The organism is Limnohabitans sp. (genome assembly GCF_023910625.1).
Lineage (GTDB): Bacteria > Pseudomonadota > Gammaproteobacteria > Burkholderiales > Burkholderiaceae_C > Limnohabitans_A.
Genome location: NZ_JAAVVW010000003.1, coordinates 2,243,918 through 2,265,639 on the forward strand (window position 1 = coordinate 2,243,918; position 21,722 = coordinate 2,265,639).

Here is a 21,722-nt window from a genome sequence, read left to right on the forward strand (position 1 = left end):
CGACGACCTGATCAATGCGGAAATGGCGCAATGTCGGGTGTGGCGTTGTCGGGCAGGGCACGGCGCGTGGTGTTCATCACCATCGCCAGCAAGCTGTAGTAGCCGCAGTGCGCCGTCATGTCGATGATGCCTTGGTCACCCAATATTTTTTGTGCGGCGGACCAGGTCACGTCGCTGACCGACTGGTTGTGCAGCAGTTCCTGCAAAAAGTCGTACACCACGGTCTCTTCTGCCGACATATCCGGCGGGCGGCGGCCCTCGGCAATCGCATCACAGGTCTCTGCGCTCACCCCCGCTTTGATGGCGATGGGCTTGTGGATGTGCCACTCGACAGGTTGCGACCAATGGCGCGCCACCACCAGCACCGCGAATTCCGAGTTGCGCAAACCGACGCTGTTGTCATAGCGCAGGTACTCCCCCACTTTTTGCAAGCGGCGCATCAGCTCGGGGCTGCGCATCAGGGGCACAAAGGGTCCTGAGAGTTTGCCGCGTGGTCCGTTGATCAACTCATCCACCGCCGTGCGCTGGGCGTCGGTCATTTGCTCTCGGGGAATTTCGGGCAGGCGGTCGATTTTGCTGGAGCTCATCGGCTTGTTTCTTGGGTTGAAAAATCAAACCCCAATCTATCACCGGACCGGGCTGCTCTCAGTCCTGTGCGGGATAGCCCGGTGGTGCCACCGTCGCCCCCTGAATCTGGTGGCGCGTAAAGGCTTGCGCCACCCAGCCCGATTGCTTGGCTTCTTCAACAAAGTCGTTCAGGCACTGGCGTGCTTGCTCGCTGCGTGGCGCGGGCATGCCCATTGCCTGGTGGATGACCATGAAGCGACCCGGTAACAGCCGCAAGCCCGTCAGGCGTTGTGTGTCGGCTTGCAATTGCTGCTTTACGCCAGCGGCTACTTCGAGTTGCTGCGCCATGAAGACATCGACCACTGCTGGGGAGCTGGGAGCGCGCACCAAGGAGGCTTGTTGCAGGTGGCGCGTCAGGTATAGATCGTAGGCACTGCCTGCGCCTACGGTGACACGTTGGCCAGGCTGATCCACCTGTTCATTGCTTTGCAAGGGCGAGTCGCTGCGCACCAAGTAGGCGCCTTCGATTTGGACATAAGGCGGCGAAAAATACAGCCCCTGCCCACGCACGGGATCGATGGCAAAAAACCCGATGTCGGCTTCGTCGGCTCGCACACACTGCACTGACTCGTCGGCTTTTTTGAAAACGCGCCACTCAATGTCCAAGCCCAACTGGGCCGCCAACCTGCGTGACAGATCGGCTGAAATGCCCGAGGGATCACCCGCAGCATCAAGACCAGCGAGCACCGGGTTGCCCAGGTTAATGGCTACGCGCAAGACGCCGTGGGGCGCGACCAGAGCGGCCAAAGTGCTTGCAGATGAAGGGTCCATAGGGGTCGGAGAAACAAGGACAAGAGAATGACCGGCTATTTTAAAAAACAAGCCATGCAGCAGGCTGACAATTGCGTGGCCGCGCTGGCGTTTGGGCTCAAGACCTGGCGCAATACCATTCAGTCGGGCTGGGTGTGGCGGGTTCCATGCCAGATGCTTGGTCTTCATCAGCATCAAGAAGCCTTCTCTTGGCTGAGGGGCGGGTGTTGGCTCAAGTGTGGACCACGCAAGGCGGGCTTCGGTTGGTGTGCTGGACGGCGGCTACGATGGGCAGCGAGAGTCAGAGGCCTTCAGGTTTTCAGAACCACCGGCTCCAGCGCATCGGCTTGTGCGGTGATGCGGCCAATGATGGCGGCGTGCGCGTAGCCTGCGTCTTTCAAGGCCTGCACGCAGGCTGCCGCTTGTGCAGCAGGCACGCTGGCCAGCAGGCCACCAGCGGTTTGCGGGTCAAACAGCAGCGGGTAGCGCGGGTCTTGCATAAAGTCTTCGGCATTGCGCAGGGCGCGGCGCAAACGCACATTGGCAGGCTGCAGCGAGCTGACAATGCCAGCCTTGATGCATTCCACCGCACCGTCGAGCAGCGGCAGCTGACTCAGTTGCAATTCGGCATCTACGCCTGAGGGGCGCGTCATTTCCACCAAATGGCCCAGCAGGCCAAAACCCGTCAGGTCGGTACAAGCGGTGGCACCGTGGCTGCGCAAAATTTGTGCGCCCGCCTGGTTGGGTTGCACCATCGATGACAGTGCGGCCGCGATCCAGCGACCCTTGGCGGCGGCGCGGGCGTGTGCGGCAAACAAGGTGCCAGTGCCAACGGGTTTGGTCAGTAACAGCGCATCGCCCGGCTGCATGCCGCCTTTGCGCATCACGCCGCTCATCTGCTCGTCGATCAGGCCGTTGATGGCAAAGCCCAGCGCCAATTCGGCCCCCTCGCCAGTGTGCCCGCCCACCAGAGCGCAACCGGCGGCGTTCAGTATTTCCATGGCTCCGCCCATCATTTGCTTGAGCAGGTCTTCTACTTTGCTTTCAAGGCCCGGTGGCACCGTGACCACCGCCGTGGCGGTCTGTGGCTCGGCACCCATGGCGAAAATATCGCCCAGCGCATGGTTGGCCGCCACTTTGCCAAACAGGTAGGGGTCATCGATGAAGGACCGGAAAAAGTCAACCGTGTGCACCATGGCCATGCCCGGTGGCACGCGCACCACAGCCGCGTCGTCGGGCGAATGCAGGCCGATCAAGACATCGGATCGGTCCACCGGTTGCAATTGCCCCAAGGCGCGCGATAACACGTTGGCCCCCACTTTGGCCCCGCAGCCGCCGCAGCGCATGGCGATGGCCGAGATGGCTTGCAGCGACTCTTCAGAGGTCAAGTTCAGGCGTATGGTGGGAGCCTTGCCAGGGAACAGGATGTCTTTGAGCAGTTGCCCCATGGCTCGCACAGCCGCATGCAGTCTGGCTGCGGCTGAGATGTCACCCGCGTGAGGCATGGCGGGCCAATCGGTGTAGCGGCCCATGAACTTGCGATCGATTCGGTCTTTCCACCGCCACACCCATTCACCACCAAAACCCAAGGCACCGCGAGACCCGACGGCATATCGGTTGCCCGTCGATATCAGCGCCAGCCAATGCCGTTGGGGGGTATAGGCTTTCAGCTTTTGTGCCCGCAAGCTTCGGCGCAAGTTGTCTGCCAGCGGCTTGGCCATGCGCACGGCAAAGACACCGGCTTTTTCGAGGGGGCGCTCGACAAACGAGGCCACGTCTCCGGCCGCAAAAATCAAGGGGTCATTCAAACTCTGTAGCTGCGGGCGCACCAGGATAAAGCCTTGTTTGTCCAGCGAAAGCCCCGTGCCTTGCAGCCAGGCGGGTCCTCCCGCTTGTGTGACCCACATGGTTTCGTCGGCATCAAAGGTTCGTCCATCGCGTGTGTGAATGCAGCCAGGCAATACTTGCACCACTTCAGCATGCAGGTGTACTTCGACATTGCGCTCGAGCATCACCTGGGCAAAACGTGCACGCACGCCCGGGTTGTGGGTGGGCAAAATGGATTCGCCTGAGGTCAAGAGTACAAATTTCAGGTCTTCGGGGTTGCGCCCAAGGGCTTTGAGCTCCAAGCGCAAGCGGTATTGCATTGATAAGACCAGCTCGACTCCGCCAGCGCCACCACCCACAACGGCAATCGTCATGCGGCCCCGGTGCAAAGGCCAATGTCGCGCTTGGTTCAGCAGGGCCACCCAGCGTTGATTGAATTGAGCGATCGGTTTAACGGGGATGGCCAGGGCTTGCGCGCCTTCGATGTTTTGCACCCGGGGTGTGGAGCCCGTGTTGATGGACAACAGGTCGTAGGCCACGGGTGGGCGGTGTGCACAAATGACCCGTCGGTTCTGGCGGTCAATGCCCACCACTTCATCGCGGAAAAAGCGTGCCCCGGCAAATGCGCAAAGTTGCCACAAGTCGATGTGCACTTCGTCAAAGCTGTAGTGACCCGAAATATAGCCCGGCAGCATGCCCGAATAGGGGGTGTCGATGTCGGTGCAGATGACGGTGATGCGAACCCCTGGCTCGGGTTTCATGGCGAACATGCGCAGCACGCCCACGTGGCTATGGCCACCGCCGACCAGCACCAGGTCGCGCAGCACGGGTTGGGTGATAGATTGCATTCTCGGGGTGTCCAGGGTGGGGCTTGCACTCAGGGGTGCAGGTGGGTTTGGCTTGCAGCCATGTCTCGAGTGTGCCACCAGTTGAGAAGGGACTTGGTGTCCCTGATGGGTCTGATGTAAGGTATCGACTTCAGAACAGACCGACGCCTGATCAGGAAACCCCGCCATGCATCCTACTTTGCCACTTCTGAAGTTGACCGATTTTCCGGCCATCCGTCGTAAAACCCTCGACACCTTCGCTGTGGCTTTTCGCTGCACCGTGGCCTGACCTATGTCTGTGTGGAAGGCCCGCGTCTGGGCACTCAGGCCGAGAGCCATTTTTTGCGTCAGGCGGGCTGCCACCTGGTGGGCATGACCAATGTGCCCGAAGTCTTTTTGGCGCGTGAAGCGCAGCTGGCCTACGCCACCGTGGGTCTGGTCACCGATTACGACTGCTGGCTGGAGGACCCCGGCGCAGCATGTCAGTGTGTCCGGTATTTTTGAGCTGTATGGCAAAACACTGGTCAAGGCCGCACAAGTGCTCGATGCCTTGCTGACGGCCCCTTTGCCGGTGCCGGATGCGGACAGCCGACAAGCCCTGGTCAGTGCCATGCTCACTTCCGATGCCGCTTTGTCACCCGAGCAGACCCAGTGGCTGGCGGTTTTGCGACGCTGAGGCCCTCAACGGGCGATGAGGTCTTGCACCCAGCGGTGCAAGGCGGCGCGTTCGGCCTGCGGTTCAAACAAGGGTGCGCGCAAAGCGCATTGACCTTGAAGCTGTGCCATCAGTACCGGACCGCCGGTGGTGTCGCGGCAAGCCAGTAGACGCTCGGCCAAGCCTTGCGCGTCCCCGGGCTCGAATACGCCGGCGTAACCCTCACCCAGCAGACCCATGTTGCCGTCGATGCGCGAGACCAGCACCGGTGTGCCGCTGCAAATGGCTTCCATCACCACATGTGCACCGCCTTCCATGCGGCTGGTGTGTACCAACAAGTGGGCACGCTGGATGCGCTGCAGGGTCTGGCGGTGCGGCAAGGCACCCAGCCAGCGGTAATGCGGGCATTGTGCCTGTGTCGCTTGCGCGGCCTGGCCCAGCGTGGCATCGAGGGGTGCGCCGATGTGGTCGATCAGGATGCCGCTGTTGGCAGGCAACAAGCGGGCCGCTGCCATCAAGGTCAGGGGGTCTTTTTCGTCACGCAAGTGGCCCACCATCACCACGCGCAGGTGGCGTGCCGTTTTGGCCTGGCTTTGGCGGGTGCCCGTCGATTGGTAAATCACTCGGGTCTTGACTTGCAGCTCTGGCGACAGTCGGTGAATGCCCAAGCCTTGCAGCACCACCAGTGACGACACCAAATGCAAAGATTGCTGAGCCACTGCGTCGTGGGCAATGTCGCGATAAAGGTCGGTACCCGTGAGGACCAGGCCCAAACCACGCCCACCGCGTTGAGCATGCCAAGCCAGCAAGGCGTCGGCCGAGCGGCGGGCGTGCAAGGCCAACATCACCTCGTCGGCATGCGCCAGAGCATCGGGCCATTGCTGCACGATGCGCACGCTGTGTGGCCACAACAGGCGTTGCCAGCGGCGCGCTGTGTGCCAGTTGCCGTTGTTGGCTGAGGCCAAGGCTGGGCTGACAATCACAATGCGCAAAGATTTCATCACGGATTTATAACCGAGTATGCCGATCCGCTGTCTGGAGCCGTGACATTCGTAACCCGGCGTCAGCAGTACCCATGTCATACTTTGTGGGCAGATTGCACTCGATCATGAATCGACCCATGGCCATGATTCGGCTTTCAATATCCCTGTTTTGATTCGGATAAAACTGAATGAATCAAAACCTCGTTCTGTTTTTTGTAGAATATAGACCGTTCATGCAATTCACACTTACTCAGGACCATCCCATGATCCTTCCCGCGGTTGTTGGCGGCCTATCGCGCTACAGGGCATCAGGCCCCAGCGTGGCAGCACTTTGCGTGCTGGGCGCCCTTTTGTGCACAAGCCACTTGACCAGCCTCGCTGCCAATGCGCCCTCCGCTTTGGCGCCCGGTCAGGGCGTCAGCCCAGCGGTTGTCCAGGAGTTCGATACGGACCGCCTGGAGGCCCTGCTGCTGCAATTCAACCCCCTTCTCAAGGCCACAGCCCAGTCTGTGGATGCGGCCCGGGCTTCTGTGACATCGGCGGGCGCTTTGCTCAACCCGCGTGTGGACTGGTCAAGAGGCCCATGGCAGCCGCAGGGTGCCAGCGCTGCCTCCAGCCAAAGCTGGACCTTGACCCAGCCCATTGAAAACCCCCAAATCCGGCGTGCGCGCATTGACAGCGCCAAGGCGGGCGAAAAAAGCGCCGAGCAGCAATTGGCTTTGCTGCGCAATGATCTGTTGGCGCAATTGCGGATGCGGATTTTTGAAGCCATGCTGCATCAGGGTGAAGCCGAGGCCGCGGCCGAGTCGCTGACTTTGTTGGAGCAAGTTCAACAAAGGGTTCGCGTGCGCGTGAGCAGTGGCGAGGCGCCACGCTACGAGCTGATCAAGGCAGACTCCGAGGTCATTAACGCCCGCGAGCGCCAGCAAACAGCCGCTTTGCGCGCAGACAAAACGCTGCTCGAGATCAGCCGGCTTGTGGCTGGTCAGTTGCCCGCCCGCTGGAAACTCAAGCCACCGACTGCCGCCGAGCGGGCCATGACGCTGACCCTGGAGCAGTTGCAAGCCAGTGCCAACCAGTTCAACCCGGAGATTCTGACCCTCAAGCATGAGTTCGACCGTGCCCAGTCCCGTTTGGTTGCCGTGCGCGCCAGTGTGTTGCCATCGGTCGACCTGCGCTATTCACAGATGACCGACCCGCAGGTTCGCCAATCCCAGTGGGGTATCGGCGTTCAAATTCCCTTGTTGGACCAGCGCAGCGGCCCCATCGCCGAGGCGGTGGCCGAACTCGAGCGCGCCCGTCTGCGTTACGAGGGGCGACAAGCCGAAATGACCCAGCAGGTGTTGTTGGCCTGGCGGTCCCTGGAGATGTCCCGTTTGCGTGTAGACGCCCTGAGTCAGGGCGTTGTCCGCGAAGCCGAATCGGCATTGCGCGTGGCCGAAGCGGCTTATCGCTTTGGCGAGCGAGGCATCTTGGACGTGCTGGATGCACAGCGGGTTTTGCGCAGCGTTCGCGCCGACCTCTTGCAGGCCCGTTTCCAGTTGCAAGTGGCCCGCATCACCTTGCTTCAGCTCAGTGGTCGTTACGCTTCAGATTCCAACCTTTCCCAAAAATGAAACCCATGCACTTCCCGATCAATCACCCCTTGCGCTCACAAGTACTTTTACTCACCACCCTTGTGGCTGCTCTGTTGCTGGTGGGCTGCGGACAGCAGTCTGACCCAGTTGCTACGCCAGTGGCCAAGCCTGCGGCAGACCCATTGCAAATCAAGGTCGAGCCTTCCATGGCGAGCCGCTTCAAAGTGGGCGAGGTGGTCATGAGCACCATCGTGCCCATCAAAGAAGTCCCTGGCCGAATTGAAGCCAATGAACGTCAAGTCACACGAATTGGTGCTTCGGTCACAGGGCGCGTGACCGAGCTGCTGGTGGAGGTGGGGGATCGTATTCGAGTTGGTCAGCCTTTGGCGCGTATTGCCAGCCCCGAATTGACACAGGCCCAAATGGGATTCTTGCGTGCTTACTCAAACGCGGGTCTGGCCGAGCGGGCTGTAGATCGCGCGCGACAGCTTTTTCAGGCCGATGTGATTGGTGCTGCTGAACTGCAGCGCCGCGAATCCGAACTGTCTGTGACCCGTGCAGAACTGCGTGCCTTGGGTGATCAACTCAAGTTGTTGGGTATTTCAGGCGCTTCCCTGGAGGCGCTGCGTGACCAGGGTGCATTGCAGTCGCATGCCCCGGTGCTGGCGACGCAATCGGGCGTCTTGCTCGAGCGCAAAATCAGCAACGGTCAGGTGGTGCAGCCCGGCGACCATCTGTTTACTGTGGCCGATCTGGCCAATGTTTGGGTTGGGGGCGCTTTGCCTGAGCAAACCGCTCGTTCGGTGCGAATCGGTCAGCAAGTCGACATCGAAGTGCCTGCTTTGGCTAACCGGCAGTTGTCCGGAAAAATCATTTATGTCGGCGACGCGGTCTCACCCGAGACACGCACGGTGCCGTTTCGCACCCAGGTAGACAACCTCAGTCGCGATTTGAAACCTCAAATGCTGGTCACCATGAGCATTCGGGGAGAGGCCACCAGTGAATTGGTGGTGCCCCAAGAGGCGGTCATCCGCGAAAGCGACCGAGACCATGTGTACCTCAAGATTGCAGAGGGCACTTACCGTTTCACACCGGTTGAACTGGCCCCGGCCCACCACGACTTGCGGCCCGTGATCAAGGGACTCAAGCTGGGCGACCAAGTGGTCATTGATGGCGCATTCCATTTGCACAACGAGCGCAAGCGCGCCGAACTTCAGTAATAAGGACCTGCCATGCTGAAGTCATTGATCCGTGCCGCTTTGTCCCAGCGCTTGCTGGTGCTGGTGGTAGCGATTGTTTTGCTGGGATTTGGCGGTCGGGCGGCCATGCGCCTGTCTGTCGATGCGTTTCCCGATGTGACCAACGTGCAGGTCCAGGTGGCCACCGAGGTGCCTGGCCGCTCTCCGGAAGAGGTGGAACGTTTTGTCACCATGCCCCTCGAAGTGGCCATGACCGGATTGCCGGGCCTGACCGAGATGCGAGCCCTCAATCGTGCAGGTTTGTCCTTGGTGACCTTGGTCTTCACTGACAAAACCGACGTTTACTTTGCGCGCCAATTGGTGATGGAGCGCTTGCTCGAAGTCACCCCGCGCATGCCCGAGGGGGTGGTGCCGGTTTTGGGCCCGGTGTCCACCGGCTTGGGCGAGGTTTACCAATACACCTTGGTACACCCGGATGATGGCGACCGCCAACTCTCCGACAGCGAACTGATGGAGCGCCGCGTCATCCAGGATTGGGTGCTGCGCCCCATGTTGCGCTCGATCCCGGGTGTGGCCGAGATCAACTCGATGGGCGGCCTGGAGCGCCAATTCCAGGTGCTGGTCAACCCAGACCGGCTGCGCCACTACCGTTTGTCGCTGCGTGAGGTGCTCGAGTCGATTGAGCGCAACAACGCCAACTCGGGGGGCGGTCTGCTGCGCTCCTCGGCCGAGCAGTACCTGATCCGTGGCGTGGGCCTGATCCAGACGGCCGACGACATCGGCAACATCATCTTGAAAGAGTCGGGTGATGTGCCGGTGTTCGTGCGCGATGTGGCGCAAGTTCAAATCGGTGCTGCCGTGCGCCAAGGCGCCATTGTGCGCAATGGTGAGACCGAGGCCGTGGCCGGTATCGTGATGATGCTGCGCGGCGCCAACGCCAAAGAGGTGGTGGGCCGGGTCAAGACCAAGGTCAATGAAATCAACCAAAAGGGCATGCTGCCCGGTGGCCTGCAGATCGAAGCTTTCTACGACCGCACCGAGTTGGTCGATTCGGCCTTGTGGATGGTGACCAAGGTGCTGCTGGAAGGCATTGTTTTCATCATCATCATTTTGTTGTTGTTCTTGGGCGATGTGCGCTCTAGTCTGGTGGTGGTGGCCACGATTGTCATCACGCCCTTGGTCACCTTCATGATGATGAACCATTTGGGCCTCTCGGCCAACCTCATGTCGCTCGGGGGCTTGGCCATCGCGATTGGCCTGATGGTGGACGGCACGGTGGTGGTGGTTGAAAACGTCTTCCACAAATTGGGCCAAGCCGGATCCAGCCGGGAGTCCAGGCTGCGAACCATCCTGGAGGCCACCAGTGAAATCGCCAAGCCCACGGTGTATGGCATGTCCATCATCATCTTGGTGTTCCTGCCCCTGATGACCTTGACGGGCATGGAAGGCAAGATGTTTGCGCCTTTGGCCCTGACCATTGCGATCGCATTGGCCGTGTCCTTGGTGGTGTCGCTGTTTTTGTCGCCGGTGCTGTGCAGCTATGTGCTGCGTGGCGGCAGCGACCACGACACCAAGCCGATCGCCTTTTTGAAGCGCCATTACCTGACGGTTTTGCATGTGGCCTTGGGCGCTGAAAAGAAGACGATCGCGATTGCTGTGGTCTTGTTGGTCGGCTCTTTGTCTTTGTTTCCGCTGCTTGGCAAAAGCTTCATCCCCACCATGAAAGAGGGCAACATCGTTCCTCAATTGATTCGTGTGCCCAGCATTGCTTTGGACGAGTCGCTCAAGGTGGAATTTGAGGCGATGAAAATCGTCTCGCAAGTGCCAGGCGTCAAATCGGTGGTGGCCAAATTGGGCCGAGGTGAATCATTGGCCGACCCTGTCGGCCCCAACGAATCCGATCCGATCGTGGTGATTGACCGCGAAGCCGGTCGCACCCAGACCGAGATCGAAGAAGACATTCGCAAAGCGCTCGCGGTGTTGCCTGGGGTGCAGGTCATCATGAACCAGCCCATCGCACAACGGGTGGACGAAATGGTGACCGGTGTGCGCTCGCAATTGGCCATCAAGGTGTTTGGCGATGATTTGGCCGAGCTCAAGCGCATCTCCGAAGAGGTCGCTCGCATCACCAGCACCGTGCCTGGCGCCATTGACTTGCGTGTGGAACGCTTGTCGGGGCAGCAGACCTTGACCATTGAAATTGACCGGCAATCGATCGCCCGGTATGGCATCAATGTCTCGGATGTCAACGACTTGATCGAAACCGCGTTTGGCGGCAACGAGGTGGGACAGTTGTATGAAGGGCAAAGGCGCTTTGCCATTGTGGTGCGGTACCCGAGCGAGTACCGCAATTCGATTCAAGCCATCCGCAACACCACCTTGAAAACCAGCGACGGCACCCTGGTGCCCTTGTCGGCCGTGGCCAGCATCGAACTGCTGGACAGTCCTCCCACCATCAGCCGTGAATTTGGCAAACGCCGTGTGGTGGTGGGTGCTAACGTCAGTGGCCGGGATTTGGGGGGCTTTGTGCAAGAAGTCCAGCGGCGCGTGGATGCCGAGTTGACTTTGCCCGATGGCTACTACTTGTCTTGGGGTGGACAGTTTGAAAACATGGAGCGCGCCATGGCCACACTGACGGTCATTGTGCCGCTCACCATTGCTGCGATTTTCTTCTTGCTCTTCATGCTGTTCAACTCGGTACGGTTGGCTTCTTTGATCATTTTGGTTTTGCCGTTTGCATCGATCGGTGGTGTCATTGCCCTGTTTGTTTCGGGCGAATACATCAGCGTACCGGCCTCGGTCGGCTTCATTGCCTTGTGGGGCATTGCGGTGCTCAATGGTGTGGTGCTGGTCAGCTCGATTCGCAAATTGCGCGAAGACGGCATGGCGGTTGCTGCAGCGGTTCGCGAGGGTTGCGTGCAACGCTTCAGACCAGTGCTCATGACGGCAACTGTGGCGATGCTGGCATTGGTCCCCTTCCTGTTTGCCACAGGCCCCGGATCAGAAGTTCAACGTCCTTTGGCCGTGGTGGTCATCGGGGGTCTGATTTCTTCTACTTTACTGACTTTGGTCGTCTTGCCCGCTCTTTACAGGTGGTTTGATGATGTGCCACAAGAAGCTTGAAACTGGAGTTCATGTATGAAAGAAGTACGCGCCATCATTCGCCCCAATCGCCGAGAGCGTTTGCGAGAAGCTTTGCGGGCAATCCCTAATTTTCCCGGAGTGTCTATGTTCAGTGCGCAGGGCTTCACAGCCCCGGCCTCTGTCGATAAACGCAGTGTGCGTGACGAGTTGACCGACTTCACAGAGAAGTACATGGTCTGTGTCCTATGCCCCGATGACATGGTGGAAACCATACGGAATGTCATCATCAAATCGTGCACCACCGGTCAAATCGGCGATGGCTTGGTCTGGGTGTTGGATGTGGCCACAGTTCATCGCATTCGCAACGGCGAGCCCATGGCCTGAGAGCTGCCAACTTGGAGAGCCTGAACCCACCGCATTCGGTGGGTTTTTTGCTCAGGTTGAGATCAACAACCCCCCACACAAGAGCTTTGGGGTGCGATCTGCCTTGACGGTTGAACGGGAGTTGTTCAAGTTCCTGCCGCAACCGGCTGCCCTCATCCAACTACTTGGTGGGTGTTTTTCAGATTCGGCACTGCCTGTCAAAAAATTTCAGGGTGTAATGCACCTTTCTTGTCAATGTCCGATCACCATGAACCTGAACGTTATCGCCCATCTTCGTACCAAAGCATGCTTGGGCTTGCTGGCCTTGTTTGCCATGACCCACGCCAGTGCCCAAACCACGCTGCGCGTGACCACCATCCCCGAAGAAGCGGCCACCGAGCAGGTGCGCAAGTTCACGCCCTTGGCTAATTACCTGGAAAAGCAGCTGGGCATGAAGGTGCAATTCACCCCCGTGACCGATTACCCCGCTGCCGTAGAGTCTTTGGTGAACAAAAAGGTGGACCTCGTCTGGTTCGGTGGCTTCACCTTTGTGCAAGCGAGCATCCGCTCGGGCGGCAAGATCGTGCCCATCGCCCAGCGCGAAGAAGACACGCGCTTTCAGTCGGTGTTCATCGCCAAGACCAACTCGGGCATCAAATCTTTGGCCGACATGAAGGGCAAGCAAGTGTCGTTCGGCTCGCAAAGCAGCACCTCGGGCCACCTGATGCCGCGCAGCTTTTTGCTGCAAGCCAACATCGACCCTGAAAAAGACTTCAAACGCATCGCCTACAGCGGTGCGCACGACGCCACCATTGCTTCTGTCGTTAGCGGCAAGGTCGATGCCGCGGCGCTGGACATCACGGTTTGGCGCAAGTTTGTTGCTGAGAACAAGGTCAACACGCAAGACGTGAACGTGTTCTTCACCACCGCGCCTTACTTCAATTACAACTGGTCGGTTCATGCCGACATGCCCGCCGATGTGCGCGAAAAAATCAAGGCCGCCTTGTTGGCCCTGAACCCCGCCAACCCCGAGCACGCTGAGATCTTGAAGCTCAACCGCTCGACCCGCTACATCTCCACCACGCCCGAGAACTACAAGGGCCTGGAGTCGGCCGCTCGCAGCGCAGGTCTGCTGTAAAAGCCTGAGCTGCACTGCGGTGAAGATCGAACTCTCGGCCCTGGAGGCGCGGCACCCGGCAGCCTTGGCGGGCGCGCCAGCGGCCTTGCGGGCTTTGAACCTGCGCTTTAGCGCAGGCGAGCAAGTGGCCATCATTGGCCCATCGGGCGCAGGCAAGACCACCTTGCTGCAGGTGCTGGCCTGTGCGCAGCGGCCCACCCAAGGCAGCTTGCAGTTGTCGGACGTGAACCCTTGGACACAATCGGCGGGCGCGCTGCGCCGTTTGCGCGGCCAGTTGTTTCTGGCCCCGCAGGTGCCGCCGTTGCCGCCGCGCCAACGCGTGGTGACCTCGGTGCTGGCCGGGCGTTTGCCCAGCATGGGCTTGTGGGCCAGTTTGCGCTCGCTGTTTTACCCGGCCGACATTCCTTCCGCCTACGAAGCTTTGGTGCACTTTGATTTGGGCGACAAATTGTTCGAACGGGTGGACCATTTGTCGGGTGGTGAGCGCCAGCGCGTGGGCCTGGCACGCGCCCTGCTGGCCCCTGCCAGCCTGTGGCTGATCGACGAGCCTTTGTCAGCACTTGACCCGATGCGCGCCCGCATGGCCATGACGGCCTTGGTGGGCTTGGCCGCCGAACGCCAAGTGACGCTGGTGGCCACCTTGCACCAAGTGGACATGGCCTTGGCGCACTTTCCGCGCATCATTGGGCTGCGCGATGGTCAGATGGAGTTTGACTTGCCTTCTGCACAAGTCAGCCGCGAGCACTTGGCCCACCTGTATGACCAGTACGAACACGAGCTGCGCGGCGAAGCGCCGATGCACTTGGACGAGCCGGCCTCGGCAGCGACTGCGCCAGCTGTGATGCATTGCCGCTGACGCGGCCTGCGACCTGACCTCTGATCCCTGACCCTTCACACACGCTCGAACGCGACATGTCTGCCACCGTTTCCCGAATGCCCGACCCGCAGCCTGCTGGTTTGCCGCCGGCCAGCTCGCGCTCGGGTGCGCCTGTGCGAGACCCGGCTTTTTTGTCTCGGGTGTTTTGGCTGAGCCTGGCGCTGGTCTTGCTCTGGCCGCTCGGCGTGGCCACCGAGTTCCGTCCGTGGGTGCTGTGGGCGCCCGAGAACCGCAAGGTCACGGCCGATTTTGTGGCCAGCTTTTGGCCGCTGGTGCACAACGCCGAATTCATGGACATGGTGGTGCGCGAAACCTGGCGCACCGTGGCCATGGCCACCGCAGGCGTCACGCTGGCGCTGGTGCTGGCCGTGCCTTTGGGCCTGATGGCCACCCGGGTGTTGTCGCTGTCGGCCTTGTCGGGCCGCATGGACCGCTGGCCTGCGGTGGTGCGTTGGTGCGTGCGGGCCACTTTGATCGTGCTGCGCAGCGTGCCCGAGCTGGTGTGGGCACTGGTGTTTGTGCGCGTGGTGGGCTTGGGGCCCACGGCGGGTGTGCTGGCCATTGCGCTGACCTACGGCGGCATGCTGGGCAAGGTGTATGCCGAAATTTTGGAAAGTGGCGAAAGCCACGCCACCCAAACCCTGATGCGCAACGGCAGTGGCCGCCTGCAGGCCTTTGTGTACGCCTTGCTGCCCAGCCACGCCGCTGAGTTGGCCTCTTACACGGTGTACCGCTGGGAATGCGCCATCCGATCATCCGTGGTGCTGGGCTTTGTGGGCGCGGGTGGCTTGGGCCAGCAACTGGACAACTCGATGAAGATGTTCAATGGCGGCGAAGTGGCCACCTTGCTGCTGGTGTTCATTGCCTTGGTGGCGCTGGCCGACCGGGTGAGCGCGTGGTTGCGAAAGGCTTTGGCATGAAACCCACGCCTTCGAACCCGGCCTCTGCCTTGGTCAACCGTGTTTCGCGTGAGGCGGCCAACCCGCCCTACAAATTACCCCCGCCCTTGTTTGACGCCCGCTGCCGCGCCTGCTGGTTCTCAGCGGCCTTGCTGGTGTTGGTGGTGGCCAGCTTTGTGTCGCTCGACTTGGATTGGTCGGCCTTTGCATCGATGGAAGCGGCGCGCAGCATGGGCCGCTTTGTGGCCGAGTTTTTCCCGCCCGATCTGTCGCCCGTGTTTGTCAACAAAGTGGCTTGGGCCGCTTGGGAAACCCTGGCCATGTCGGCGCTGGGCACCGTGATGGCCGCGGCGCTCGGCCTGGCGCTGGCAGTGCCCGCCAGCCGCATGTCCGCCCAAGACCCGGCTTGGCTGCGCAGTCCCACGCGCTGGTTGCTCAATGCCCTGCGCGCCATTCCTGAATTGGTGTGGGCCGCATTGCTGTTGATCTCTGCGGGCTTGGGCCCCATGGCGGGCACCTTGGCGCTGGCGCTGCACACCAGCGGCGTGCTGGGGCGGCTGTTTGCCGAGGCCATGGAGAACATCCCCACTGGCCCCGGTGACGCCTTGCGCACCCAAGGCGTGGGGCCGCTGCGCGTTTTCTTTTACGCCACTTTGCCCCAGGTCTTGCCGCAGCTCATGAGCTACACGCTCTACCGCTGGGAAAACAACATCCGCGCCGCCGCCGTGCTGGGCGTGGTGGGCGCGGGGGGCTTGGGCCAAATGCTGTCCTTCCACATGGGCCTGTTCCACATGAACAAAACCGCGACCATTTTGGGCGCGATGCTGCTCATGGTGGCGTGCGTGGATGCGCTGAGCTTTGCAGCCAGACGCTGGTTGACACGGTAATGCGCTGAACTGTCTGCGTCTTGAGTTTGTAGGAGCCCACCCCGTGGGCGATGACCGCTGGCCTGCAGCGATGTTCGTTTTGTTGCTGACCTCAACCGGCCGTGACCTCAAGACACCAAGCTCAATGCCAACCACACCACGGTGCCCCACATCATCAAGGCCACACCCGCATCGAGTGCGCGCCAAACGTGCAGCGAGTTCAGACGCCGACCCAGCCAAAAGGCGGCCACGCCCAAGCTCATGAACCACAACAAAGAGCCAGCGGCCGCGCCCAAGCCAAAGGTGGTGCTGCCTTGTCCATAGGCCAGCGAAGCGGTGCCGATCAACACCGCCGTGTCCAACCAGGCATGCGGGTTGAGCCATGAAAAGGCCAGCGCCGACAGCAAGGCCTGACGGCGTGTGACGGGGGCCGCCTGCACACGCCCTGCGCGAGCCCCCGCCTCAGCCTTGGCCTCTTCGGGCTGGTTCAGCACCAAGGCTGTAGGGTGCAAAAACCGCTGAAACGCTTGCCAGCCATAGACAGTCAAAAACAACATGCCCGCACCGACCAAGGCGCCGTGCAATTTGTCTGATAGGCCGCCCAGCTGAGCGAGGCTGAGCACGCCCAGACCAATCAGCGCGATGTCGGCCACCGCGCACACCGCCACCGTCAACCACAGGTGCTGGCGCTGCAGGCCCATGCGCAACACATGGGCGTTTTGGGGGCCGATGGCCATGATCAAGGAGATGCTGAGCACCATGCCGGCGGTGAAAGTGGGAAGGCTGAAAACCATGACAAATCTCCTGAGGGGCGGCTGCGAATGGGCTGGAGTGTGCGCCAGACAGGCATTCAATTAAATGATGTTGAATTAAACTCACATCACTCAATATTTTTTAACTCAATCATGCTCGACGCCCGTCAACTTGAAGCCCTGGCCGCCGTGGTCGAACACGGCGGCTTTGGCGCGGCGGCGCAAGCCTTGTCCATCACGCTGGCGGCGGTGTCTTTGCGCATCAAGGCACTCGAAGAAAGCCTGGGCCAGCGCTTGCTGGTGCGTGGCAAGCAGGTGCGGGCCACCCCCGCCGGACAGGCCTTGCTGGCCCACATCAAGCAAGTGCGCATGATGGAAGCCGATGTGCTGGGCGGGCTGCAGGGCACGTCCAGCCACAGTGGGGCACGCAAGGTAGTGCGTTGGCAGTCGCTCAGCGTGGCCATCAACGCCGATTCGGTGGACAGCTGGTTTTTGCCGGGCGTGGCCGCGATGCTGTTGCGCCACCATGTGCTGCTCGACATCATGATCGACGACCAGGACCACACGCACGACGCACTCAAATGCGGCGATGTCATGGGCTGCGTGACCACCTTGGCCGAGCCGATGCGCGGCTGCGTGGCCGAGCCCTTAGGGCTCATGCGTTACCGCTGTGTGGCCACCCCGGAGGTGCTCAAGCGCTGCCGCACCAGCGCCGGTGCGGTGACGGTGCACAAACTGCTGACCCAACCGGCCGTGATTTTTAACCGCAAGGACGCCTTGCAAGACACGTTTTTGGTCCAACACTTTGGCCTGCAGCAACCCCATTACCCGCGCCACTTTGCCCCTGCCGTGGGAGCGTTTGAGACCGCCATCGAGCTGGGCCTGGGCTGGGGCATGGTGCCCGAGCAGCACCTCGCCCAACGCCCGACGCTGCAAGAACTGCTGCCGGGCGCCACGGTGGATGTGGCCCTGTATTGGCAGCACTGGGCCCGCGAGGCCCCGTCAGCGCAGCGCCTGACCCAGGCGGTCAAGGCCGCAGCGGCGCTGCATTTGCGTCAGGCGTGAGACGTGAGGATGTTTTCGGCCATCACCGGCTACCTGACCTCGAACCTGAACGGCTCTTAAAGGCTGTGAGCCGTCATCCAACCACTTTAATTGACGGGCAAAAAACGCCCCAAAGCGGTAAAAACCGGCTCAGCTAAGCAGTCGTTCAGGAACGGTGGGACTAAATGCCACCCCGATCAAGCCCCGCAGCGACGAGCTCTGACGCTTGTATTGAGTCCAGTGGCATCGTCAGTCTTAGGCTCTCACGGTACTGCTCTGCAGGCGCGGCGTGGGTCACTTCAACTACTGCATCGTAGTTTGCTCGGATCACAGCCTCGATTTCCTTGAGGTCAGCCTGGAAAAACTCCTTGCGCCCATTGACCTTGTTGAGCCGTCCGGCCGCGAAATGTGCGTGGAGCTTAGCCTCCAGAGCCGGCGCGTTGTCTGAGAAAACAAGCGCATGAACATCGAATCGGAATGGTACTGAAGCGTCGCCCAATTCGTCCACACGCTCAATGGGCTCGAGGCGCCGGGTCATACCGATCTTGTAGACCCCCTGACCAAACGCGCCGATGTTTGAGATCACGTAGACGTAGCCGGCACGTGCATTTTGCTCACGGTAGTCAAGCTGCTTTTCCTCTTCGTCCAGCTTGCTGTTTTGGGTACTGATCTCATCGATGCGGACTTGCAGATCTTCGTATTCCTGCTGATTGGTGGCCTCCGCTAAACGTAGCTGCAGCCTTTGTAGAGCCCTGATGAAGTGGCTACGATCCTTCTCGATCTTGGCGCGCGCTTCCCGGATTTCTTTCTCGAGTTTTTCCTGCTCCCGCTGGTCTTCCCGCGCCTGCCGCGCAACCTCCTTTTCCTCCTGCCGTTTCATCTGGTACTCGTGCGCAAGATTAAGCTCCTTAAGCTTGTCCTCCAAGACAACGTCTTTCCACCAAACACCGACATTCTTCAAAAGTTTGTTGCAGGTCTCAAACGACTTGCGGATGCGCTCCTCCATCCTCTCCACGTTGTTGAATTTCACTTTGTCGACGCAATACTCACTCTCGCTGTTGAAGGCTCGAAGCGCCAACTTGAGAGCATCCTTTCGCAGCTTCTTCCATTCAGCTTTTGTTAGCTGAACAGCCTGGTTGTCCCAGGCATCGACTTCTGCACTCAAACCCCTCGCGGTCTGCTTCTGAACCTCTCGGATCGCATCCAGCCGCTCCTTGTACTCGGCGCTGTTTGTGAATTGATACTTGGGGTGATACAGCGAAAAAGTTTCCAGCTCGACGGTATCCTCAGCTACCAGAATCTGCTTTCGTACTTCTTGAAGCGTTGAATCAGCCGCCTGGAGTTCTGCCAGAGCCGCGTCGACATTGGACTTAGCCTCCGCCAGCATCGACTCCTGATCCTGAATCTTTTTCTGGACAGCCAAAAGATCTAGCAGCCCTATTTCCAGCGCTTTTCTTTCCAATTGGTCAAACTTTGTCTGCAACGACTGCAGATCTGCTTGAGATCGTTTGTGTTGATCCTGAAGTTCAGCCTCAAGCCGTGCCGCGTTGGCCTTGTGTTGAGGACCTTTGAAGTAGTCGCCGAGTGCCATAACTGATACATAAGAGATTTAACTTTCTGAAGTTTATGGCAACAAAATGACTCTTCCGTCTACCTGGGTATGAACAAGCAAGAAAAAGTGCACTTATTCCCCCGAAGACGCTAATCGGGCAAAAGAACCATAGCGGCAGCTTTGGGTGAAAAGGCGGAGTGTCGCTTCTTGGCCGACTGCTGTCCTACAGCTCGTCTGACACGATGACTACTTCCGCTGCAATCTGGTCAGCTAGCAGTTTGCCAGTTCCAGTCTGATTGAGGACGCCCGTACGATGAGAAGCGAGGGGCAACTCTCAGGCACCGCACACGAGGTCTTGCTTGTTGATATCGTTCTTCATTTTTATTCATAATGGACAATACCTATCTATTTTGTCCATAATGGCAAAATGTCTAGCAAGCCACCCATTGTTTTCCCTCAAGAGCAAACACTGCTCACGGCCTTGGGCGAGCGCCTGCGGCTGGCGCGTTTGCGCCGCAAACTGAGCACGGCCGTGGTGGCGCAGCGGGCAGGCATGTCACGCACTTCGGTCTACAAGGTCGAGGCCGGCGATGCGGGTGCCACTTTGGGCACTTATCTGCGCGTGCTGGCGGTGCTTGGGCTGCAGGCAGATTTCAACGCCTTGGCCGCCGACGACAAAGTGGGGCGCAAGTTGCAGGATTTGGCTTTGGCCCCATCGCCTGCAGCGCGACGCCAGCGCCGTGCCAGCGTGCTCTCCACCGACGCTGCCAACAGCACTTCTGAGGGGCCGCCATGACGGGGCAATTCGATGGGCTAGAGGTCTGGTTGGATTGCGATTTGGGGCCCGGTTGTCTGGTGGGCCACTTGGCGCATGACCGAGGGCAGCTTCGCTTTCATTACGACAAAGATTGGCTGAACGATCCGAGAGCTTTTGCGCTGGACCCTGATTTGTCTTTGGACGCGCATCCTTTTTTCCCCAAGCCGGAGCTGGGCAACTTTGGCGTCTTTCTCGACTCATCCCCCGACCGCTGGGGACAAACGCTGATGAAACGGCGCGAGGCCTTGCTGGCCAAGGACCAAAAGCGTCCGGCCAAAACACTTTATGCGTGGGATTTCCTGATCGGCGTGCAGGATGTCACGCGGCAGGGGGCGTTGCGCTTTCGCCCATCCGGCACGCAAGCGTTTTTGGGCAACGATCCTTTTGCAGCGCCACCCGTGACCACGCTGCGCGAACTGGAGCAGGTGGCTTGGCAACTGACCCATAAGCGCATTGACGATCTCGATGCTTTGCGCAAATGGTTAACCGTTCTGGTGGCACCGGGTGCTTCGTTGGGGGGTGCCCGTCCCAAGGCCAATTTCACAGAGCTGGACGGCTCTCTTTGGATTGGCAAATTTCCGGCGCGTGATGATGACCGTGATGTCGGGGCTTGGGAGTTCGCCACACATCAAATGGCCCAACGTGCAGGCATCGATGTCCCTGCTGCAAAGCTGTTGCGCCTGGGTGGTGAGTTTCATACTTTTTGTGTGCAGCGCTTCGACCGTGTCGGTGGCCAGCGGCGGTTTTATGCGTCGGCCATGACGCTGCTGCGAAAAGACCAAAGCGAGGGCTGCAGTTATCTGGAATTGGCGCAGTTTCTGCGGGCCAGTGGCGATGCAGCGACGGTTCAATCAGATCTGGCTCAGCTGTTCAGGCGCGTGGTTTTTAATGTGGCGGTCGGCAATCGGGACGACCATTTGCGCAATCACGGCTTTGTGCTGAGCTCAACGGGCTGGCGATTGGCACCCGCGTTTGATGTGAACCCGAACATCGACAAAGCCGAGCATGTGCTGAACATTGACGATATGGACAACCGTCCTGACTTGCAAACCGCGTTGAGCACTGCTGCTTTTTACGGCTTGACGGCCGCGCAAGGGCGGCACATCGTTGACGAGGTGATGGATGTCGTGGGCACTTGGCGCGATGTCGCTCAACAAGCCCGCATTCCTCGGGCCGATATCGAATTGACGGCCGCTGCGTTCAGTGCGCATGAGGCTTGGCAAGGCCATTGAACGGGTTGCTCTCAGCACGATCGGCACTACGCCCATCAGTTGGTCAAATCGTGGTCGGCGGAAACAATGTCTAGCTTCCAGGCACATCCGATGACCCCAGCCAATTTGGCTTGGGCTTGCTTGCTGATCAATTAACCCGCAGCACCTCAAATTGCTGTCGGATTGGAGCGACCTCTATCCACACCTCATCACCCTCGTATTTACCCAGCATGGCCCTCCCCAAAGGGGCTTCGCTGCTGATGACCTGAATGAGCTGTGCGCCACTGACCAACTTCATGCTGCCCCCATCCGGCCCTAGAAAGAGCAGTTGCTGCTTATCGGCGGAATCGACCAGGCAGACGAGCGCGCCGAGCTGTATACCTTTGCTGGAGTCATAGGGGCGCGGGCGGAAATGGCGCCAATTGGCCATCGCCTGGCGAATGTCTTCAGCGCGCCGAGCCTGGCCGGTGGCCAGGTAGGCGGCTTCGAGTCCCAATGTGTCGTATTTGTTTTCGGCAATGTTTTCTTCGTGAGTCGCCGTCTCATGGGCCGCACGCACTGCCTGTTCGGCCAGCAGAAGGTCTTCGGCGAGCCGCTCCAGCACCTGCTTCTGTAGTAAGAGTTTGTCCATGATCAAAGGTAGGCATCTCGAAAAGCAGAGGGGAAGGGCTAGA

20 protein-coding genes are annotated in these 21,722 nt (G+C 59.9%); 13 read left to right on the top strand and 7 right to left on the bottom strand.

The window, feature by feature from the left end:
- Positions 1–11: 11 nt before the first annotated feature.
- The 3 genes from HEQ17_RS14225 to selD all read right to left on the bottom strand — a co-directional run bounded on the left by HEQ17_RS14225 (position 12) and on the right by selD (position 4,052).
- Positions 12–587: a carboxymuconolactone decarboxylase family protein gene (locus tag HEQ17_RS14225; RefSeq protein WP_296293341.1), complete on the bottom strand. Its 576-nt coding sequence runs from the start codon at positions 585–587 to the stop codon at positions 12–14.
- 58 nt (positions 588–645) lie between these two features.
- Positions 646–1,398 (bottom strand): ABC transporter substrate-binding protein, encoded by a 753-nt coding sequence (locus tag HEQ17_RS14230; RefSeq protein WP_296293342.1) that lies wholly within the window; start codon positions 1,396–1,398, stop codon positions 646–648.
- A 290-nt stretch (positions 1,399–1,688) separates the two neighbouring features.
- Positions 1,689–4,052, bottom strand: coding sequence for a selenide, water dikinase SelD (gene selD, locus HEQ17_RS14235; RefSeq protein ID WP_296293343.1), 2,364 nt, complete (start codon positions 4,050–4,052; stop codon positions 1,689–1,691).
- A 279-nt stretch (positions 4,053–4,331) separates the two neighbouring features.
- On the opposite strand from selD, the gene HEQ17_RS14240 reads away from it, so the two are divergent.
- On the top strand, positions 4,332–4,535 hold the full coding sequence (locus tag HEQ17_RS14240) for a hypothetical protein (protein WP_296293344.1): 204 nt from the start codon (positions 4,332–4,334) through the stop codon (positions 4,533–4,535).
- Positions 4,519–4,707: a hypothetical protein gene (locus HEQ17_RS14245; RefSeq protein WP_296293345.1), complete on the top strand. Its 189-nt coding sequence runs from the start codon at positions 4,519–4,521 to the stop codon at positions 4,705–4,707. Before HEQ17_RS14240 ends, HEQ17_RS14245 begins: the two co-directional genes overlap by 17 nt.
- Before the next feature lie 5 nt (positions 4,708–4,712).
- Here the strand turns inward: HEQ17_RS14245 and senB are convergent, their stop codons facing one another.
- On the bottom strand, positions 4,713–5,687 hold the full coding sequence (gene senB / locus HEQ17_RS14250; protein WP_296293346.1) for a selenoneine biosynthesis selenosugar synthase SenB: 975 nt from the start codon (positions 5,685–5,687) through the stop codon (positions 4,713–4,715).
- Between the two features lie 245 nt (positions 5,688–5,932).
- Here senB and HEQ17_RS14255 point away from each other — a divergent pair, with 245 nt between their 5' ends.
- The 8 genes from HEQ17_RS14255 to phnE all read left to right on the top strand — a co-directional run bounded on the left by HEQ17_RS14255 (position 5,933) and on the right by phnE (position 15,693).
- Positions 5,933–7,285: a TolC family protein gene (locus HEQ17_RS14255; RefSeq protein WP_296293347.1), complete on the top strand. Its 1,353-nt coding sequence runs from the start codon at positions 5,933–5,935 to the stop codon at positions 7,283–7,285.
- A 5-nt stretch (positions 7,286–7,290) separates the two neighbouring features.
- The gene (locus tag HEQ17_RS14260) at positions 7,291–8,466 is read left to right on the top strand and encodes an efflux RND transporter periplasmic adaptor subunit (protein ID WP_296293348.1); all 1,176 of its coding nucleotides are present in this window, start codon (positions 7,291–7,293) and stop codon (positions 8,464–8,466) included.
- A gap of 12 nt (positions 8,467–8,478) precedes the next feature.
- Complete coding sequence (locus HEQ17_RS14265; RefSeq protein ID WP_296293350.1) at positions 8,479–11,568, top strand: CusA/CzcA family heavy metal efflux RND transporter; 3,090 nt, start codon at positions 8,479–8,481, stop codon at positions 11,566–11,568.
- A gap of 15 nt (positions 11,569–11,583) precedes the next feature.
- Positions 11,584–11,913 carry a P-II family nitrogen regulator gene (locus HEQ17_RS14270; RefSeq protein ID WP_296293351.1) on the top strand — a complete coding sequence of 110 codons (330 nt, stop codon included), beginning with the start codon at positions 11,584–11,586 and terminating at the stop codon, positions 11,911–11,913.
- A 247-nt stretch (positions 11,914–12,160) separates the two neighbouring features.
- Positions 12,161–13,030: a putative selenate ABC transporter substrate-binding protein gene (locus HEQ17_RS14275; protein ID WP_296293352.1), complete on the top strand. Its 870-nt coding sequence runs from the start codon at positions 12,161–12,163 to the stop codon at positions 13,028–13,030.
- A gap of 19 nt (positions 13,031–13,049) precedes the next feature.
- Entirely contained in the window at positions 13,050–13,886 is an 837-nt protein-coding gene (locus HEQ17_RS14280) for an ATP-binding cassette domain-containing protein (protein ID WP_296293353.1), read from the top strand.
- Positions 13,887–13,963: 77 nt separating this feature from the next.
- Entirely contained in the window at positions 13,964–14,827 is an 864-nt protein-coding gene (locus tag HEQ17_RS14285) for an ABC transporter permease (protein WP_296293763.1), read from the top strand.
- Positions 14,824–15,693, top strand: coding sequence for a phosphonate ABC transporter, permease protein PhnE (gene phnE / locus HEQ17_RS14290; protein WP_296293355.1), 870 nt, complete (start codon positions 14,824–14,826; stop codon positions 15,691–15,693). Before HEQ17_RS14285 ends, phnE begins: the two co-directional genes overlap by 4 nt.
- Positions 15,694–15,800: 107 nt before the next feature.
- On the opposite strand, the gene HEQ17_RS14295 is transcribed toward phnE, so the two are convergent.
- A complete protein-coding gene (locus HEQ17_RS14295; protein ID WP_296293356.1) occupies positions 15,801–16,466 on the bottom strand; it encodes a LysE family transporter in 666 nt (221 codons plus the stop codon).
- A 111-nt stretch (positions 16,467–16,577) separates the two neighbouring features.
- On the opposite strand from HEQ17_RS14295, the gene HEQ17_RS14300 reads away from it, so the two are divergent.
- Positions 16,578–17,489: an HTH-type transcriptional regulator ArgP gene (locus HEQ17_RS14300; protein WP_296293357.1), complete on the top strand. Its 912-nt coding sequence runs from the start codon at positions 16,578–16,580 to the stop codon at positions 17,487–17,489.
- Between the two features lie 160 nt (positions 17,490–17,649).
- Here HEQ17_RS14300 and HEQ17_RS14305 read toward each other — a convergent pair whose 3' ends face one another.
- A complete protein-coding gene (locus tag HEQ17_RS14305; RefSeq protein ID WP_296293358.1) occupies positions 17,650–19,059 on the bottom strand; it encodes a DUF4041 domain-containing protein in 1,410 nt (469 codons plus the stop codon).
- Between the two features lie 388 nt (positions 19,060–19,447).
- Between HEQ17_RS14305 and HEQ17_RS14310 the strand changes: the two genes are divergently transcribed.
- Together HEQ17_RS14310 and HEQ17_RS14315 are read left to right on the top strand one after the other, a co-directional pair.
- Positions 19,448–19,816, top strand: coding sequence for a helix-turn-helix transcriptional regulator (locus tag HEQ17_RS14310; RefSeq protein WP_296293359.1), 369 nt, complete (start codon positions 19,448–19,450; stop codon positions 19,814–19,816).
- The gene (locus tag HEQ17_RS14315; RefSeq protein ID WP_296293360.1) at positions 19,813–21,069 is read left to right on the top strand and encodes a type II toxin-antitoxin system HipA family toxin; all 1,257 of its coding nucleotides are present in this window, start codon (positions 19,813–19,815) and stop codon (positions 21,067–21,069) included. Before HEQ17_RS14310 ends, HEQ17_RS14315 begins: the two co-directional genes overlap by 4 nt.
- A 127-nt stretch (positions 21,070–21,196) precedes the next feature.
- On the opposite strand, the gene HEQ17_RS14320 is transcribed toward HEQ17_RS14315, so the two are convergent.
- On the bottom strand, positions 21,197–21,679 hold the full coding sequence (locus HEQ17_RS14320) for a GreA/GreB family elongation factor (protein ID WP_296293361.1): 483 nt from the start codon (positions 21,677–21,679) through the stop codon (positions 21,197–21,199).
- Positions 21,680–21,722 lie beyond the last annotated feature (43 nt).